The 16,807-nt window shown below is 43.8% G+C and carries 13 protein-coding genes and 1 CRISPR repeat array; of the genes, 6 read left to right on the plus strand and 7 right to left on the minus strand.

The genetic code is table 11. From position 1 onward, the window contains the following. Positions 1 to 385 precede the first annotated feature (385 nt). From cas12a to cas2, 4 genes are read left to right on the plus strand one after another with little or no spacing between them, the layout of a single operon-like run. On the plus strand, positions 386 to 4,159 hold the full coding sequence (gene cas12a, locus B5D48_RS02115; RefSeq protein ID WP_234985384.1) for a type V CRISPR-associated protein Cas12a/Cpf1: 3,774 nt from the start codon (positions 386 to 388) through the stop codon (positions 4,157 to 4,159). Continuing rightward, positions 4,159 to 4,725 carry a type V CRISPR-associated protein Cas4 gene (cas4, locus tag B5D48_RS02120; protein ID WP_078801650.1) on the plus strand — a complete coding sequence of 189 codons (567 nt, stop codon included), beginning with the start codon at positions 4,159 to 4,161 and terminating at the stop codon, positions 4,723 to 4,725. The genes cas12a and cas4 overlap by 1 nt, the downstream gene beginning before the upstream one ends. Continuing rightward, the gene (gene cas1 / locus B5D48_RS02125) at positions 4,712 to 5,692 is read left to right on the plus strand and encodes a type V CRISPR-associated endonuclease Cas1 (RefSeq protein WP_023936175.1); all 981 of its coding nucleotides are present in this window, start codon (positions 4,712 to 4,714) and stop codon (positions 5,690 to 5,692) included. Before cas4 ends, cas1 begins: the two co-directional genes overlap by 14 nt. A gap of 1 nt (position 5,693) precedes the next feature. Next, complete coding sequence (gene cas2 / locus B5D48_RS02130) at positions 5,694 to 5,966, plus strand: CRISPR-associated endonuclease Cas2 (protein WP_036890107.1); 273 nt, start codon at positions 5,694 to 5,696, stop codon at positions 5,964 to 5,966. Between the two features lie 173 nt (positions 5,967 to 6,139). Further along, positions 6,140 to 6,622: a CRISPR direct-repeat array (repeat unit 38 nt; unit sequence GGTCTAGGTACTCTCTTTAATTTCTACTATTGTAGATA). Between the two features lie 134 nt (positions 6,623 to 6,756). On the opposite strand, the gene B5D48_RS02135 is transcribed toward cas2, so the two are convergent. The 5 genes from B5D48_RS02135 to B5D48_RS02155 all read right to left on the minus strand — a co-directional run bounded on the left by B5D48_RS02135 (position 6,757) and on the right by B5D48_RS02155 (position 12,192). Continuing rightward, entirely contained in the window at positions 6,757 to 8,913 is a 2,157-nt protein-coding gene (locus B5D48_RS02135; RefSeq protein ID WP_023937534.1) for a S46 family peptidase, read from the minus strand. Between the two features lie 17 nt (positions 8,914 to 8,930). Continuing rightward, positions 8,931 to 9,380, minus strand: a complete 450-nt coding sequence (locus tag B5D48_RS02140; protein WP_023937536.1) for a CYTH domain-containing protein — start codon at positions 9,378 to 9,380, stop codon at positions 8,931 to 8,933. Between the two features lie 13 nt (positions 9,381 to 9,393). After that, entirely contained in the window at positions 9,394 to 10,500 is a 1,107-nt protein-coding gene (locus tag B5D48_RS02145) for a DUF2027 domain-containing protein (RefSeq protein ID WP_023937537.1), read from the minus strand. 220 nt (positions 10,501 to 10,720) lie between these two features. Beyond that, positions 10,721 to 11,173, minus strand: a complete 453-nt coding sequence (locus B5D48_RS02150) for a DUF695 domain-containing protein (protein ID WP_023937538.1) — start codon at positions 11,171 to 11,173, stop codon at positions 10,721 to 10,723. A gap of 47 nt (positions 11,174 to 11,220) precedes the next feature. Continuing rightward, positions 11,221 to 12,192, minus strand: a complete 972-nt coding sequence (locus B5D48_RS02155) for a bile acid:sodium symporter family protein (protein ID WP_023937539.1) — start codon at positions 12,190 to 12,192, stop codon at positions 11,221 to 11,223. 343 nt (positions 12,193 to 12,535) lie between these two features. Between B5D48_RS02155 and B5D48_RS02165 the strand changes: the two genes are divergently transcribed. After that, positions 12,536 to 14,152 (plus strand): ABC-F family ATP-binding cassette domain-containing protein, encoded by a 1,617-nt coding sequence (locus B5D48_RS02165; protein ID WP_023937540.1) that lies wholly within the window; start codon positions 12,536 to 12,538, stop codon positions 14,150 to 14,152. Between the two features lie 12 nt (positions 14,153 to 14,164). Beyond that, positions 14,165 to 15,070: a hypothetical protein gene (locus B5D48_RS02170; RefSeq protein ID WP_023937541.1), complete on the plus strand. Its 906-nt coding sequence runs from the start codon at positions 14,165 to 14,167 to the stop codon at positions 15,068 to 15,070. 231 nt (positions 15,071 to 15,301) lie between these two features. On the opposite strand, the gene B5D48_RS02175 is transcribed toward B5D48_RS02170, so the two are convergent. Next, positions 15,302 to 15,571, minus strand: a complete 270-nt coding sequence (locus tag B5D48_RS02175) for a hypothetical protein (protein ID WP_023939064.1) — start codon at positions 15,569 to 15,571, stop codon at positions 15,302 to 15,304. 274 nt (positions 15,572 to 15,845) lie between these two features. Beyond that, positions 15,846 to 16,807: T9SS type A sorting domain-containing protein (locus B5D48_RS02185; protein ID WP_078801651.1), on the minus strand; the 962-nt coding region annotated here is incomplete at its 5' end.

Below are 16,807 nucleotides of genomic sequence, written 5' to 3' on the forward strand. Positions count from 1 at the left end.
CGATAGCTGTATCCCGGTTGTTTGCCAGGGCTTTATTTGGGAAAACTCAGTGCTCCTCTTTGCTGCACTCTTTGAGCCACTATCCTCCCTATCTTCTATTTCTCTTTTTGAGGGAAAGGAGATACCAACGGTTTTGTTATCCTTTCTCTTATTTTCCAATATTCTTTCCTATGCTGTGTCGTGGATATCTCATTTGTATCCTGAAAGAATTTTACACAGCAAATATATTTTGACAAGACTCTCTTTTGTTGGCTGTAAAGAGTGGAGATTTGTGTAATTCTATGCCTGAACATTTTTTTGTCGCGATACTTTTTGTTTTATGTTTGTGATAAAGTTTATTTTAAGGAGTAAGCAATAGTCGAATATTTATATGCCATGGATAGATTTGAAAGATTTCACCAATCTGTACCCTGTCAGTAAGACATTGAGATTTGAATTAAAGCCCGTTGGAAAGACTTTAGAAAATATCGAGAAAGCAGGTATTTTGAAAGAGGATGAGCATCGTGCAGAAAGTTATCGGAGGGTGAAGAAAATAATTGATACTTATCATAAGGTATTTATCGATTCTTCTCTTGAAAATATGGCTAAAATGGGTATTGAGAATGAAATAAAAGCAATGCTCCAAAGTTTCTGCGAATTGTATAAAAAAGATCATCGCACTGAGGGTGAGGACAAGGCATTAGATAAAATTCGAGCAGTACTTCGTGGCCTGATTGTTGGGGCTTTCACTGGTGTTTGCGGAAGACGGGAAAATACAGTCCAAAACGAGAAGTACGAGAGTTTGTTCAAAGAAAAGTTGATAAAAGAAATTTTACCTGATTTTGTGCTCTCTACTGAGGCTGAAAGCTTGCCTTTCTCTGTTGAAGAAGCTACGAGGTCACTGAAGGAGTTTGATAGCTTTACATCCTACTTTGCTGGTTTTTACGAGAATAGAAAGAATATATACTCGACGAAACCTCAATCCACTGCCATTGCTTATCGTCTTATTCATGAGAACTTGCCGAAGTTCATTGATAATATTCTTGTTTTTCAGAAGATCAAAGAGCCTATAGCCAAAGAGCTGGAACATATTCGTGCGGACTTTTCTGCCGGGGGATACATAAAAAAGGATGAGAGATTGGAGGATATTTTTTCGTTGAACTATTATATCCACGTGTTATCTCAGGCTGGGATCGAAAAATATAACGCATTGATTGGGAAGATTGTGACAGAAGGAGATGGAGAGATGAAAGGGCTCAATGAACACATCAACCTTTACAACCAACAAAGAGGCAGAGAGGATCGGCTCCCTCTTTTTAGGCCTCTTTATAAACAGATATTGAGTGACAGAGAGCAATTATCATACTTGCCTGAGAGTTTTGAAAAAGATGAGGAGCTCCTCAGGGCTCTAAAAGAGTTCTATGATCATATCGCAGAAGACATTCTCGGACGTACTCAACAGTTGATGACTTCTATTTCAGAATATGATTTGTCTCGGATATACGTAAGGAACGATAGCCAATTGACTGATATATCAAAAAAAATGTTGGGAGATTGGAATGCTATCTACATGGCTAGAGAACGAGCATATGACCACGAGCAGGCTCCCAAAAGAATCACGGCGAAATACGAGAGGGACAGGATTAAAGCTCTTAAAGGAGAAGAGAGTATAAGTCTGGCAAATCTTAATAGTTGTATTGCCTTTCTGGACAATGTTAGAGATTGCCGTGTAGATACTTATCTTTCCACACTGGGCCAGAAGGAAGGACCACATGGTCTATCTAATCTCGTTGAGAACGTTTTTGCCTCATACCATGAAGCAGAGCAATTGTTGAGCTTTCCATACCCCGAAGAGAATAATCTGATTCAGGACAAGGACAATGTGGTGTTAATTAAGAATCTTCTCGACAATATCAGTGATCTGCAGAGGTTCTTGAAACCTCTTTGGGGTATGGGAGACGAACCCGATAAAGATGAAAGATTTTATGGAGAGTATAATTATATCCGAGGAGCTCTAGATCAGGTGATCCCTCTGTACAATAAGGTAAGGAACTACCTCACTCGGAAGCCTTATTCGACCAGAAAAGTAAAACTCAATTTTGGGAATTCTCAATTGCTTAGTGGTTGGGATAGAAATAAGGAAAAGGATAATAGCTGTGTGATTTTGCGTAAGGGGCAGAACTTCTATTTGGCTATTATGAACAATAGGCACAAAAGAAGTTTCGAAAACAAGGTGTTGCCCGAGTATAAGGAGGGAGAACCTTACTTCGAAAAGATGGATTATAAATTTTTGCCTGATCCTAATAAAATGCTTCCTAAGGTTTTTCTTTCGAAAAAAGGAATAGAGATATACGAACCAAGTCCGAAGCTTTTAGAACAATATGGACATGGAACTCACAAAAAGGGAGATACCTTTAGTATGGATGATTTGCACGAACTGATCGATTTCTTCAAACACTCAATCGAGGCTCATGAAGATTGGAAGCAATTCGGATTCAAATTTTCTGATACGGCTACTTATGAGAATGTATCTAGTTTCTATAGAGAAGTTGAGGATCAGGGGTATAAGCTCTCTTTCCGAAAAGTTTCGGAATCTTATGTCTATTCATTAATAGATCAAGGCAAGTTGTATTTATTTCAGATATACAACAAGGACTTTTCTCCCTGCAGCAAAGGGACACCTAATCTGCATACCTTGTATTGGAGAATGCTTTTTGACGAGCGCAATTTGGCAGATGTCATATACAAACTGGATGGGAAGGCTGAAATCTTTTTCCGAGAGAAGAGTTTGAAAAATGATCATCCCACGCATCCGGCTGGTAAGCCTATCAAAAAGAAAAGTCGACAAAAAAAAGGAGAGGAGAGTCTGTTTGAGTATGATTTAGTCAAGGATAGGCGCTATACGATGGATAAGTTCCAGTTTCATGTGCCTATTACTATGAATTTTAAATGTTCTGCAGGAAGCAAAGTCAATGATATGGTTAATGCTCATATTCGAGAGGCAAAGGATATGCATGTCATTGGAATTGATCGTGGAGAACGCAATCTGCTGTATATATGCGTGATAGATAGTCGAGGGACGATTTTGGATCAAATTTCTCTGAATACGATTAACGATATAGACTATCATGATTTATTGGAGAGTCGAGACAAAGACCGTCAGCAGGAGCGCCGAAACTGGCAAACTATCGAAGGGATCAAGGAGCTAAAACAAGGCTACCTTAGTCAGGCGGTTCATCGGATAGCCGAACTGATGGTGGCTTATAAGGCTGTAGTTGCTTTGGAGGATTTGAATATGGGGTTCAAACGTGGGCGGCAGAAAGTAGAAAGTTCTGTTTATCAGCAGTTTGAGAAACAGCTGATAGATAAGCTCAACTATCTTGTGGACAAGAAGAAAAGGCCTGAAGATATTGGAGGATTGTTGAGAGCCTATCAATTTACGGCCCCATTTAAGAGTTTTAAGGAAATGGGAAAGCAAAACGGCTTCTTGTTTTATATCCCGGCTTGGAACACGAGCAACATAGATCCGACTACTGGATTTGTTAATTTATTTCATGCCCAGTATGAAAATGTAGATAAAGCGAAGAGCTTCTTTCAAAAGTTTGATTCAATTAGTTACAACCCGAAGAAAGACTGGTTTGAGTTTGCATTCGATTATAAAAACTTTACTAAAAAGGCTGAAGGAAGTCGTTCTATGTGGATATTATGCACACATGGTTCCCGAATAAAGAATTTTAGAAATTCCCAGAAGAATGGTCAATGGGATTCCGAAGAATTCGCCTTGACGGAGGCTTTTAAGTCTCTTTTTGTGCGATATGAGATAGATTATACCGCTGATTTGAAAACAGCTATTGTGGACGAAAAGCAAAAAGACTTCTTCGTGGATCTTCTGAAGCTATTCAAATTGACAGTACAGATGCGCAACAGCTGGAAAGAGAAGGATTTGGATTATCTAATCTCTCCTGTAGCAGGGGCTGATGGCCGTTTCTTCGATACAAGAGAGGGAAATAAAAGTCTGCCTAAGGATGCAGATGCCAATGGAGCTTATAATATTGCCCTAAAAGGACTTTGGGCTCTACGCCAGATTCGGCAAACTTCAGAAGGCGGTAAACTCAAATTGGCGATTTCCAATAAGGAATGGCTACAGTTTGTGCAAGAGAGATCTTACGAGAAAGACTGATGGACGATTATATATTGATATCCACATTGAATGATTTTATCTTTTGTCCATACTCTATATACTTGCACAATGTGTATATGAGTATGGACAAGGACTTGTATCATGCAGCACCACAACTCAGAGGAACTCTTGCCCACGGAGCAACGGATGATAGATCGTCATCAACACGAAAAGATGTGATTCTAGCCCTACCTATATGTTCGGAGCGTTTTCATCTTATAGGAAAAATTGATGTCTATAGGCAAAGGGAGAAAAAACTTATTGAACGTAAGTATCAGCTCAAGCAGATTTTTCAGGGGCAGATTTACCAACTGTGGGCACAGTTTTTTTGTATGAAAGAGATGGGGTATGAAGTGGAATCTATCGCTTTTTACGAGATGTCTACCAACAAGATGAGACCCATACCTTTACCTTCCTCTGACGAAGAATTGGAATTCGAAGCATTCATTGCTCGTTTTCTGAATTATGACCCATCCGAACCAATCATTACCAATCCCAATAAGTGTAAGCATTGTATTTACTGTAATTTGTGTGACAAAACAGATGTAGAGAATGTTTACTCATAAAGACATTGAATTCAGGACGATTTTTGTTGTCAACTGTGTTCGAGAGCGTAACCTCCGAGTGAGCAATGGAGAGTTGCTTTTGGAAGAAAAAGCTGATGATTCAAGCAAGGTTAAGACATTGACTAAATTACCTTTTCAGAAAATTTTAGCTCTCTTCATTGTTGGACATATAACCATTACTACTCCTCTCATAGATAAATGTCAGAAGTATGGAGTCGCTTTAATTGTGATGAAGCCCAATTTTCGTCCAGTTTTCTTCTGGAGCAATCCCGCTGAGGCAAACTATTTACTTCGGCAACGTCAATACCAGATGGATAAGGAGGATTTGACTATTGCTAGGGTTATTATCTCGAATAAAATTTGCAATCAAATAAAGACTCTCTTGGATACTCGAAGGAAAGACTCTTTAACGGAGTCGGCTGTTGAAAAGTGTAGATTACTTCTTCCTTTGGCTAATACTTGTACTGACTATTCTGAATTGATGGGCATAGAGGGAGCTGCATCACGAGAGTTTTTTGCTGCATTTTTCCAACAACAAAATTGGAAAGCTCGACGCCCACGTACCAAGTGTGATGTGATCAATGCTACTCTTGATATAGGCTACACTATCCTATTTAACTACATCGAATGTTTCCTTAGGTTATTTGGTTTTGATCTTTATGTTGGAGTTTTTCATCGGTTGTGGTTCAGGCGTAAGTCTTTAGTTTGCGATCTGATAGAGCCCTTTAGGTGCTTGATCGACAAGGCAGTCAGGACAGCATTTAATAGAAAGCAGTTTACCGAGAAAGATTTTGATTTCAAAAGAGGAGAGTATTACCTCAAACTGGAGAAGAATAAGGAATACCAAAGATTTTTCTTCGAAGTGCTTATCCCTTACAAAAGGGATGTTTTCAGCTATGTCCAAGCCTATTATCGTTGTTTCATGCAGAAGAAATCTGTGAAGAAGTACCCTCAATTCCTTGTTTAATATGCTTATTATCAGTTATGACATTAGCAATGACAAACTCAGAAGTCGTTTCTCAAAGATGTTGGTGAAGAATGGAGCCATTCGTTTGCAATATTCTGTGTACGAGGTTAATAATACCAACAGAATGCTTGAGAACTTAACTATAAAAATCGACGAGCAATTCGCGAGAAAATTTGAGGGAGGTGATAGTGTGATTATTTTTGACGTCTCTTCCGTAAAGTTGAAGAAATATGGCAATGCAATCCATCGAGATGCGGATGTCGTTTTTCTCTGAATACAGACCTGGGTCTGTATGTTTTATGTCAATTTGCTGTAATTCTCTGTTTATGAGAACTATAGGGGAGCTTTTCTAGCTTTTTTCTTAGGGAGAGGGGAGAAAGAGATCTTTGATATTATTCCATAAATAATTGGTGGATACCAAATTATATGCTACTTTCGTCAGGGCAGAGTCTAGGTACTCTCTTTAATTTCTACTATTGTAGATGTAACGCCCAAAGGCTTGCTCGCTCAGGTCTAGGTACTCTCTTTAATTTCTACTATTGTAGATAGTGGGATGTATGCTCTTGAGATAATGGTCTAGGTACTCTCTTTAATTTCTACTATTGTAGATATCGTTGACGACATCGGCACGGAAAACGGTCTAGGTACTCTCTTTAATTTCTACTATTGTAGATAGTGGGATGTATGCTCTTGAGATTATGGTCTAGGTACTCTCTTTAATTTCTACTATTGTAGATTGGCAAAGCGGACATTGTGAAGCTGTTGGTCTAGGTACTCTCTTTAATTTCTACTATTGTAGATGGTGTGCGCTATTTGGATGATATAGAGGTCTAGGTACTCTCTTTAATTTCTACTATTGTAGATGGTTCGCATGTGTGGGTGTGGCTTAACGCGTCTAGGTACTCTCTTTAATTTCTACCAATGTCAATGCAATGGAAAGCTGAAAAGAAGTGCATTTTGGAAAGTTCTTAATACACCTATTTCTTTCGAAATCATAAAAAGAGGCTGTGTCAAAATTCAATTTTGACACAGCCTCTTTGTTTATTATGTTATGGGGAAGCAGTTTATTGCAAATCCATTTCGGAGATTAATCGTTTGCACCCGGCATACTTGTCGATAACAAAGAGCAAATAGCGGATGTCGCAGATGATACTGCGTTGATACTCCGGTAGGTATTCGATATCGCCTCCTACACCTTCCCAGTTGCGGTCGAAGTTAAGTCCGATCAGCTCTCCTTTTGAGTTGAAGACTGGGCTGCCCGAATTGCCTCCCGTGGTGTGAGTTGTGGCACAGAAATTCACCGGCATACGACCATCACTCATAGCATACTGCCCAAAGTCCTTATTGGCGTAGAGCTGTTTGAGCTTGTCAGAGACATTGTATTCCCAATTGTTCGGATCTTCTTTTTCCATTACTCCCAAGAGGGTCGTTTGTGGACCATAGTAGACATTGTCTTTTGGGTAATAGCCTTTCATCTGACCAAAGGTGAAGCGTAGCGTGAGGTTGGCATCTGGCCAGATTTGATCTTGTGGCATCATCTTTTTCATCCCTGCTATATAGATCTCTTGAGCCCGGCTCAGTGGAGCATCATAGGGGGCCAACTGTTTCTTTACATTGTCGTATTCTTGACGAACAGAAGCTGCATAGCGCAATATAGGGTCAGCCTCGAGCAAATCTGCCAATTCTCGTGGGGACAGAAGCATTGCTTTTTGGAATTTGGCTCTGTCTGCGAAGATAGAGCCGGAGAACATCTCATCTACATAGCGATCCACACTGTTGCCGTATTTGTCGGAAATCTCTTTGAGTGCCACCGGCCATTTGTCGTATGCAATGCGTTGCACATATTCATTGAGCATGGCCTTGGCTATTGCTGCATCCAATTCCGGAGAATAGTCCTTGTTGTGGAATTTTTCAAACAATTTCTTCACCTCCTCCATTGCTTCGGCCGGCTTTTTCCCTTTGTCTCTCAGATCATCTATAACTTTTTGATCCAACCGACATTTAGTTGCCTCGATGCCCATGAGAGCTGTTTCTTCGAGATACTTCTGGCGAGTCCGCAAATCTGCACGTTCCGATACAATACGTTCTATATCCCGGACGGCTTGGGCGTAGGAGGGTTCTCTCTGTTGCTCTGCCCAGTCGAGTAGTTGTTTTGTCTGTGCCTCTTTGATTGATTTAAGGTTCCGCTTGGTGATTGCCCAATTGGCCCCCTGCGCTCTCTTGTAGCCATTTTGAGAGCTGGCATATTTAGCCGCATACATGATCTTGATTTGTGGATCAGCTAACATCGCTTTAAGCATCACTTCCTGACGGATATTACGCATCCGGATACGTATATCGTTGTCGAGTGTACCCCATTCCTCTACCTCTGCAGGGGTGAAGAAATGGTAGGTAGTGCCGGGGAAGCCCATGATCATTGCATAGTCTCCTTCGGTGATGCCTTTTGTCGATATACGGAAGTAACGTTTGGGTTTGAGAGGGATGTTCTTGGGCGAATAATCAGCCGGTCTGCCATCTTTATCTGCATAGATGCGGAAGATCGAGAAGTCTCCCGAGTGTCTCGGCCAAGCCCAGTTGTCGGTGTCTTCTCCAAACTTGCCTATGGAGCTGGGAGGAGCTCCTACCAAACGGATATCACGGTAAACAAGCTGTTTGAACATCAAGTACTGATTGCCCCCATAGAATGCTTTGATCAGATATTTTACTCCCTGCTCCTTCATGGCCTTCTTGCCTACGATACCTGGTACCAGAGTGGAGAGGTAGCGTGGTGATAAGTAGTCCATACTGTTGGGGTCTTTTATCTTGGCCAGTTCTTTCTTCACTTCTGTGGTGACATCGGTGATTTGGTCGATGAAAAGCACTTCCAGACCCGGGTTGGGCAGTTCTTCGGCTTGGGTCATTGCCCAAAATCCGTCCTTGAGATAATTGTGTTCTATAGAACTGTGGCTTTGTATTTGATCGTATCCACAGTGGTGGTTGGTTAGTAGCAGTCCCTGATCGGATACAACAGCACCGGTACAACCATTGTCGAACATGATTACCGCATCCTTGAGGGATGAGCCGTCGGGATTGTAAAGGTCATAAGCCTCCAACTCCAGGCCTCGAGCTTTCATTGCTTGATACTTGGCCTGCATTTGCTGCATAAGCCACATCCCGCCATCGGCAAAGGCGGAGAGACTCACAACAAAAGACAGAGCTAAGGGGAGAAAACGTTTTTTCATTGATGATTTATTGAGAGTTAAACATGAATCAAATTGGCGTTGTAGTACTGCGGATCTCCAGTTACTTCTTTTCCGACCCAAGGGGGGAGGTTTATCTGTTGGTCGGGGTGGCTAAGCTCAATCTCTGCTATTACCAGACCCTCGTGTGGAGAGGAAAATACATCTACTTCCCAACAAAGGCCCTCATGACGGATCAGCATACGTTGCTTTTCTATTTCTCCGGGGAGACAAAGCGACATCATGGCTTTCGCATCTTCCAGAGGAATCGGATACTCGTATTCGTCCCGGCTAAGTCCGGAAGTGTCGGTAGGGCCTTTGACACAAAGGAAAGCCTGCTCATCCAAGATGCGAATACGCACAACAGCTCGGCTGTCTGCTCGCAAGTAGGCTTGCACGATGTGGCTGGTTCGTTCGGGCGTGGGCACAGCCGATAGATCGGGGACTAAGAATTTACGCTCTATCTCCATCTATTTGTTGTGCTTAATGTATGGTGACCATTGTGGCCCCAAAACCATATTCCCTGAACGATGCGTCTTGGTAGGTGTAGTTTTTGTACTTGTGCCTGAGTTCCGACTCGATAGCTTTGCGCAAAACTCCTTCTCCTTTCCCATGGATAAAAACGATACGACAGCCTTTCTGCCCCTTGTGTGCTTCGAGAGCTTCGCGGAAAGTCTTGAGTTGATAATCCAAAATGTCCTTGGGTTGAAGCCCTGCCAGAGAATCAAGCAGAGCGTGTGCATGCAAATCTATTTCGATAGGTTGATTGTCGGGCTTGGCAGAATGGCTTCGTGTGGGTTTTGCCTGTTGTATGTCGGAGTTCCGTTTGGCCTGCATCGCTTCCCTAAGATCCGTGGGGGATACGCCTATCTCGTGCCGTGGCAGATCGTCTTTGACAATATTATATAGGAGAGCTTTCTCATCGAAGAAATCGTTTTCGACAAAAGAGTGAAGCTTGAAGAACTTGCTCCCATCTATGCGCAATTCGACCGAAAGAGCCGGCTTGGGTTCAAAGCCGCTATTGACTTTATAGGCTAGTAGCTGGAGCCTTATCCGTTCCAATTCATTCACTTCGGATGGGGCTATCTCTTCGACAAAGATCTGCATATTAGGCTCTATCGTGCCGGCAGCTCTCAGGCGATGTCCTGAGCCTTCCGACAGAGAGTAGAGGAAAGAGAGTGTGTAGTTGCTGTCATTGATGAGATATAGCTCATAGGGCTTTTGTCCTAATTGTTTCTCATCCATGGGGACGAAGGCCAACAGGACGTTTAGTTTATCGTTACGCCTTATTGGAGCTATTGTACGCAGTTGCGGTCTTACAAGAGTGTCGATTTCTTCCTTCTGGGCAGGCTTGGTATCGGGAGACATTTTGCCATTCGGAGCAGTGCTTACCTCGGAAGTTTTCGGAGGCTTGTAGGACGGCATGAAACTGTCCTTTTCGTCTACGACCACACATTCCTTGAGAGGGGTAGGGATCTCAAAGCCGTCCGTGTCTTCTACGTAGGCAACCTTCCCTACAATTCGCCTTACTATCCCGCCTCCTTGGGCATTGAGAAAGCGGACTCTATCTCCTGTTCTTGCTTCTTTCATCCTTGTATATTTTCCTTAAAAGCAGCCGAGACCTGTTTGCCGATCCTTTTCGGGTAAGGTGTAAACAGACAGCCTAATCCCGGATCGGAGAACCGAAAGTTGTGTAGGTCTGCGAGTGGGGCTATCTACTCAACTGCTCGGTAAAGGTACCTCAAAAACGCTTCCTGCACCAGACAGAAACAGTCTCGAAAAAGAGAGACGGACTGTCAATGCTTAGGGCTTAGTCTGTTTCACTCTCATCCTCTTCTGCAGAGTAGAGCTCCATCATATCGGTATATTCTTCCCAATCGGCATCCATACCGCATTCGATCTCCAGTGGGAGGAGATCAAATGGGGCGAGGGCTTCGTTCAGTCGCTCTTGAAATACACGTTCGGTACGTGTGTAGAAGACCCAATACTTTTTACCTCCGCCTATATGGTTACCGGTGAGGATTGCAAGTTTGTCGGCTTCCATTATTTTCCGCAGAGGTTGCTCTATTTGCTCTATCAGCTTCATGGCCGATACTGTGGGCATACCGGTGCAGTCTGCTTCGTAGGGCAGACGCAACTCTATTCGTATTTTGAACTTTTTGCTGAGACGAAACTCGTCAAGCCTCAATCGGCCATTGACAAAGACCGATTGCCCATGCTCGTCCGCACTCAAAACACTGAACCACTCATCTGTAAGTTTCATCTCATCTATTTTTTGCTTTTGTATCTGTATTACCTCAACAAGTATGTTTACTGCTGGGTTGTTGTCTGTTGTGCATCTTTTCTGCTTTTGAGCCAAAGTTGAAAAGAGTTGAAGCTGTTTTGCCAAATAATATAGCTGGCGGGGGCTATGGAGCTGATCGGGTTGAGGTACATCTGTGCCATCCATATCGCCAAAGTCGTGTTTTTCTGTCCCAGAGATTGCCCGATAGTGATCGAATCGGCCTGTCGAGTTTTTGCTCCGATCCATTTCCCCAAAGCAAACTGTATGATGCAAGCTGCGAGGCCACAGCCGGAGAGGATGAGGAGAAGGTCTGCCGGGCAATTTTTATCCACAATGAACTTGACCGTATGTGCCAATATGATAGCCAGTGAAATGACCCACAACCAAAAAGCGACCTGTGGGATAGAAGACAGACTTCGGTGTACTCGAGGACATCCGTATCTCAGTAGCCAAGCCAGAGCAAGAGGAGAGAAGACCAGAGGAGACACTCCGGAGAAAATCTGCCATACGGATTGCCAAAAGGGGACTTCTCCTCCTACGAGAAGAGAGAAAAGCAGAGGAGCAACGAAAGCGATTGTAGTATTGGTGAGAAGTACATAGGAAGCTCCCACTCCTATGTTCCCTCCCATCATGGAGATGATCACTGCGGAGGCTGTGGCAGCCGGGGCTACGAAACAGATCATAGTGCCTTGTGCAGACAGATCTCCCCACGGTGTTTGTCCGTTACCAACGAATATTGTGAGGAGGTAAAACGACAGGATACCAAGCGATAATTGCAAAAGAGCCAGAAGCCAATGCACCGGTAAGAGACGTATGCCACGGGGAGAGAGCTTGAGGAAAGTGAAGAAAAGCATACCGCCGATCATGTATGGAATGACGGCCTCCAATGGGTAGAGATATTTCCAAAATATGATGCCCACGGCAATTGCTATAGGCAGACTGAAGTCTTTGATCCGGCGCAGAAAAGCCAGAGAGCGTTTCGGTTGGTGAAGGTTCATTATCGACAAAAGTCGTATTGCAAAGTCGTTTACAGGGCACGAAGCTACGAAAATAACACAGCGAATGCCGTGTTATGCAACAGTCTCCGGTATATGTACCACGCTTGGGGGATGGAAACCGGAGAAGTTTTGCTCTCCTTTTGCAAAGGGTCTTTCCTCTCGAGAAGCTCTTTCGAGCAACTATGCCTCATTTTGTAGTTCATTCCCATGAGGATATAGGAGGCAACAGCCTAAAAGCCGTACCTTTGCAGTCGATTTTAAGAAAAGTACAAACGCAAGTAAATCAAATAAATCCGAGAGTCTGTACCAAGATTTCGGTGTGTAAATAAAGAAAGTAGCAATTATGATTACAGTCGTAGACTTGGCCATGCAGTTTGGCAAACGAGTTCTTTTCCAAGATGTCAATCTGAAGTTTTTACCCGGTAACTGCTATGGTGTCATAGGGGCTAATGGGGCAGGGAAGTCCACGATGCTCAAGATTATTAGCGGAGAGTTGGATCCCACTCGCGGGCAAATATCGCTGGGCCCCGGAGAGCGTCTTTCGGTGCTTAGTCAGGATCACTTTGCCTTTGACGCATATACCGTCCTTGATACAGTTATGATGGGGCATACGATCCTTTGGCAAATCATGGAAGAGAAAAACGCTCTCTATGCCAAGCCCGATTTCAACGATGAAGATGGCAACCGTGTGGCCGAATTGGAGGAGCAGTTTGCCGAAATGGAGGGTTGGAATGCCGAAAGCGATGCTGCGATGTTGCTCAGTGGTCTGGGTATCAAGGAAGATCTGCACTACAAGATGATGAGTGAGCTGAGCGGTAAGCAAAAAGTCCGTGTTTTGCTGGCGCGTGCACTCTATGGTAAGCCCGACAATCTCTTGCTCGACGAGCCTACCAATGACCTCGATTTGGAGACTGTGAGCTGGCTGGAGAACTATCTGGCCAACTGCGAGACCACCGTACTCGTGGTGAGCCACGACCGTCACTTCCTCGACTCGGTATGCACGCATACGGTGGACATCGACTTCGGCAAGGTGCAGCAGTTTGCCGGAAACTATAGCTTCTGGTACGAGTCCAGTCAGTTGGCTCTGCGTCAGCAACAGCAGCAGAACAAGAAAGTAGAGGAGAAGCGCAAGGAATTGGAAGAGTTTATCCGTCGCTTTAGTGCCAACGTAGCCAAGAGTAAGCAGACAACGAGTCGCAAAAAGATGCTCGAGAAGCTCAATATAGATGAGATTTCTCCGTCTTCACGCCGTTATCCGGGTATTTTGTTCAATCCGGAGCGAGAGCCGGGCAACAAGGTTTTGGAGGTGAAAGGTCTCGAAGCAAGGGCCGATGATGGACAGTTGCTTTTCACGGATCTGAATTTCAACGTGGAGCGGAACGATAAGATCGTGTTTGTCAGCCGTGACCCCAGAGCTATGACAGCTCTTTTCCAAATCATCAACGGCAAACAGAAAGCAGAGAAAGGCTCTTATGAATGGGGGCAAACGATCACTTCGGCTTACTTGCCTCTGGACAACTCGGAGTACTTTAATACTGATTTGAATTTGGTGGAATGGCTTAGCCAGTTCGCCGAAGGGATCAACGAAGTCGATCTGAAAGGATTCTTGGGGCGGATGCTTTTTAGTGGAGAAGAAATACAGAAGAAAGCAAGTGTCTTGAGCGGAGGGGAGAAGATGCGTTGTATGATTTCCAAGATGATGCTCAAGAATGCCAACTGCCTGGTGCTGGATACCCCTACCAATCACTTGGACTTGGAGAGTATACAGGCTTTTAACAATACCCTCAAGACATTCAAGGGGAATATCCTCTTTTCCAGCCACGACCACGAGTTTATCCAAACCGTATCCAACAGAATTATCGAGCTTACGCCACGAGGCATTATTGACAAGATGATGGACTACGACGACTATATCACCGATCCCCTGGTGGCCGAACTCAAAGCAAAGTATTACCTATAATCGAATTTACCAATGGAAAATAATCATCCAACTTCTTCCGTGGCAGCCCGCCCGCCCAATAAGCATTGGCTCAAAGCCATAGTCTCTTTTCTGGTTGTTCTGCTCACCATGCCCCTGGGGCATGTGTTGATGATCCTTATGGAGCATCTGATCACCGACAAATCCATGCTGCACTACTCGGCTTTCTTTATGGGAGCAGTAGGTGTTGTCATGGTGATTGCAGGCGTTTTCGCCAAAGGCGATACCAAGCAAACTCTTTGGGGATTTTTTGGTGGATTGCTTTTCTGGACTGGCTGGGTAGAGTTTGTCTTTGTCTACTATGCACACCGCTACGGAGTGATGCCAGAGATTGTCAATGGAGAGATTGTCACCAAACCCGAATACCTGATCATGCCCTCTTCTTTTGGGTTTTGGGTAATGTTTATGCTTCTGTATATTTTTAGTGCTAAGAGTGCTTGTAACTTTTTCAACTGGATACAACGGGCTGTTTTCCGAAATCGAAAGAATATGATCGTAGCCCGGCCGATGACTCGACATACGGCTATCATTACTTTCATGGAGTTAAATATGATGTTATGGTCGAGCTATCTGCTCCTGATGTTCTGCTATGACACTAATTTCTTGGGAGAACGTCACCCTGTGACACTGCTAATAGGCTTGATTTGTCTGGTCGGCTCTGTTTTTATCTTCCGCAAACAGCTTCGGCTGTCTTCCTGGGGAGCCAATATACGCATGGCTATTGCCACTGTAATTGTCTTTTGGACCCCGATAGAGATTATGGGCAGACTCAATCTTTTCAATGAGATATGGACCGATCCTTTGGGACACAAGACGGAAGTGATCGTAATTCTTGTGACTTTCCTTTTGCTGGTCGTTTATCTCTCTTATGCGGCATATAAGGGCAAAAGACATCACTAAAACTTTTTCTCCCCCCCCCCCCATAAGGTTAGAGGGAGAGACTTCTTGAAAAACAAAGAGGCTGTGTCAAAATCCGATTTTGACACAGCCTCTTTGTTTTGCTACAATAGCCCGAATGTCGAAAGTAATGCGATGAGAGCCATGTTGTGTGACAGTCTCTCAGTGAACATCGAGCCGAATGAACTTATTGCAATGAGCAACTAAAAGCTGCCGAGGTAAAACCTAATCCGACTAAATTTTTGTAGTCTTTGAGGCCCGTTTCTTGAGGGATGATTTGATAAGCAAAAAGAGAAAATCAATTAAGAACAACCAGCCTGCGAGGATAAGTCCATAAATAAAGTTTATTTCAACGTCATACAAAGAACTCATGATAAACATCCCTACCATAGCCGTTACGAGTGCATATATAAATGCGGCTAATGTGTTCTTGCGCATGCCTTTTTTAAGAAAGAGAACAGATTGTTTCTCCTTCAGTTTGTCTGTTTTTTTATCGGATTTCATTGTTAACTCTTTTTACGCTAAGCATGGATGGTAAGTCTCTCAGCTATTGACAACTCAAAAGTACAATCTTCTTTTCTTTTACTGTGCCGATTATTGACCTCTTTTGTCAGTCTCAATACTATCATGATGACTGCATATCGAAGAGTCCGACAAAAAGTCTGTTCAAACAATCTTGCTACACAACGTTTCTCCGACAAGGGATGAGAAAACAGAGAGGGAGCTACCAAATGGTAACCCCCTCTCTATTTCTATTCTGCTCTGACATCTCTTGTGATTATGGAACGATCAGTTTTCCGCTCCATGATTTTTGCATTTCTCCGGAGAGTTGCCAGAAATATACCCCACTTTCGAGCGAAGAGGCGATGGATACTTGTTGCTCATTGTTGTCGAGATCATAGCTCCGCAGTATTTCTCCGGCTGCGTTGTAGAGGGTGATCCTTTGTTTGCTAAAGCCCGCAAGCGATGAGGTTTGTGCATAAAGGGTCGATCCGTTGTGCCAGATGCTGTATGGAGCGACATCTCTATCGGGTGATGCCGGATTGTCAATGCCCGTATTGATAAACTTCTTCTCTCCGTAAGTCCGCCCCTCCTGATCCTCTGCATAGATCAGCAGGTCGGGACCGCCACCGCTAAGGCCGATAGCATACGGCCAGAAGCCTTGGTCCCAGCCGACACCTTCGATCCAGGAAAAAGAGGACTCATATTTAGAATGGGTATACTTGTACACACGTCTGCCCTTACTGTCTTTTCCAGACTCGTTTTGGAAAGGAAGAGATGTTCCACTCAGAGGTAGACCCCCTTTCCGTTGGGATTTTAGAAAAGACCATCCAGCTATCTTTTTGTAGTCGTAGAGAGGCCTTTCTCCGTAACCCGGTTTGCCATCCGTACTTCTTCCAGAAAAATATTCTGTACCCTGCTCTGCATCATAACGGAGGTAGAAAAAGTTTTTGTGTGGAGTGTCGGGGCCATCGAGGGAGAAGTATCTCTCTATTACATGGTATTGTTTACCTTCCTGCTCTATGACTTGCCCAGTGAGGTGATAGATATCTGTCCGAAATTGCCCATTACTGCCACATCCCCCTATCTCGTGTCTTATATACCATAGCCGCCCCTTTGTCAGAGGATGATCCGTAAAGGCTGTTGATTCATCCACGATAGCATCGCGAGGGGCAGCTCCGCTGGGGGCATGGGATATTCCTCCTCCTTGGTAGTAGCGCAGGCCTCCGCCTTGCATTG

The organism is Porphyromonas crevioricanis, assembly GCF_900167225.1.
GTDB classification, from domain to species: Bacteria; Bacteroidota; Bacteroidia; order Bacteroidales; family Porphyromonadaceae; genus Porphyromonas; species Porphyromonas crevioricanis.

What these genes read in the sequence shown, in the direction of transcription:
- B5D48_RS02165 (WP_023937540.1), top strand. Translation starts at nt 12,536, where the DNA reads ATGATTACAGTCGTAGACTTGGCCATGCAGTTTGGCAAACGAGTTCTT.
- cas4 (WP_078801650.1), top strand. Translation starts at nt 4,159, where the DNA reads ATGGACGATTATATATTGATATCCACATTGAATGATTTTATCTTTTGT.
- B5D48_RS02150 (WP_023937538.1), bottom strand. Translation starts at nt 11,173, where the DNA reads ATGAAACTTACAGATGAGTGGTTCAGTGTTTTGAGTGCGGACGAGCAT.
- B5D48_RS02140 (WP_023937536.1), bottom strand. Translation starts at nt 9,380, where the DNA reads ATGGAGATAGAGCGTAAATTCTTAGTCCCCGATCTATCGGCTGTGCCC.
- cas2 (WP_036890107.1), top strand. Translation starts at nt 5,694, where the DNA reads ATGCTTATTATCAGTTATGACATTAGCAATGACAAACTCAGAAGTCGT.
- B5D48_RS02145 (WP_023937537.1), bottom strand. Translation starts at nt 10,500, where the DNA reads ATGAAAGAAGCAAGAACAGGAGATAGAGTCCGCTTTCTCAATGCCCAA.
- B5D48_RS02170 (WP_023937541.1), top strand. Translation starts at nt 14,165, where the DNA reads ATGGAAAATAATCATCCAACTTCTTCCGTGGCAGCCCGCCCGCCCAAT.
- B5D48_RS02175 (WP_023939064.1), bottom strand. Translation starts at nt 15,571, where the DNA reads ATGAAATCCGATAAAAAAACAGACAAACTGAAGGAGAAACAATCTGTT.
- B5D48_RS02155 (WP_023937539.1), bottom strand. Translation starts at nt 12,192, where the DNA reads ATGAACCTTCACCAACCGAAACGCTCTCTGGCTTTTCTGCGCCGGATC.
- cas1 (WP_023936175.1), top strand. Translation starts at nt 4,712, where the DNA reads ATGTTTACTCATAAAGACATTGAATTCAGGACGATTTTTGTTGTCAAC.
- B5D48_RS02135 (WP_023937534.1), bottom strand. Translation starts at nt 8,913, where the DNA reads ATGAAAAAACGTTTTCTCCCCTTAGCTCTGTCTTTTGTTGTGAGTCTC.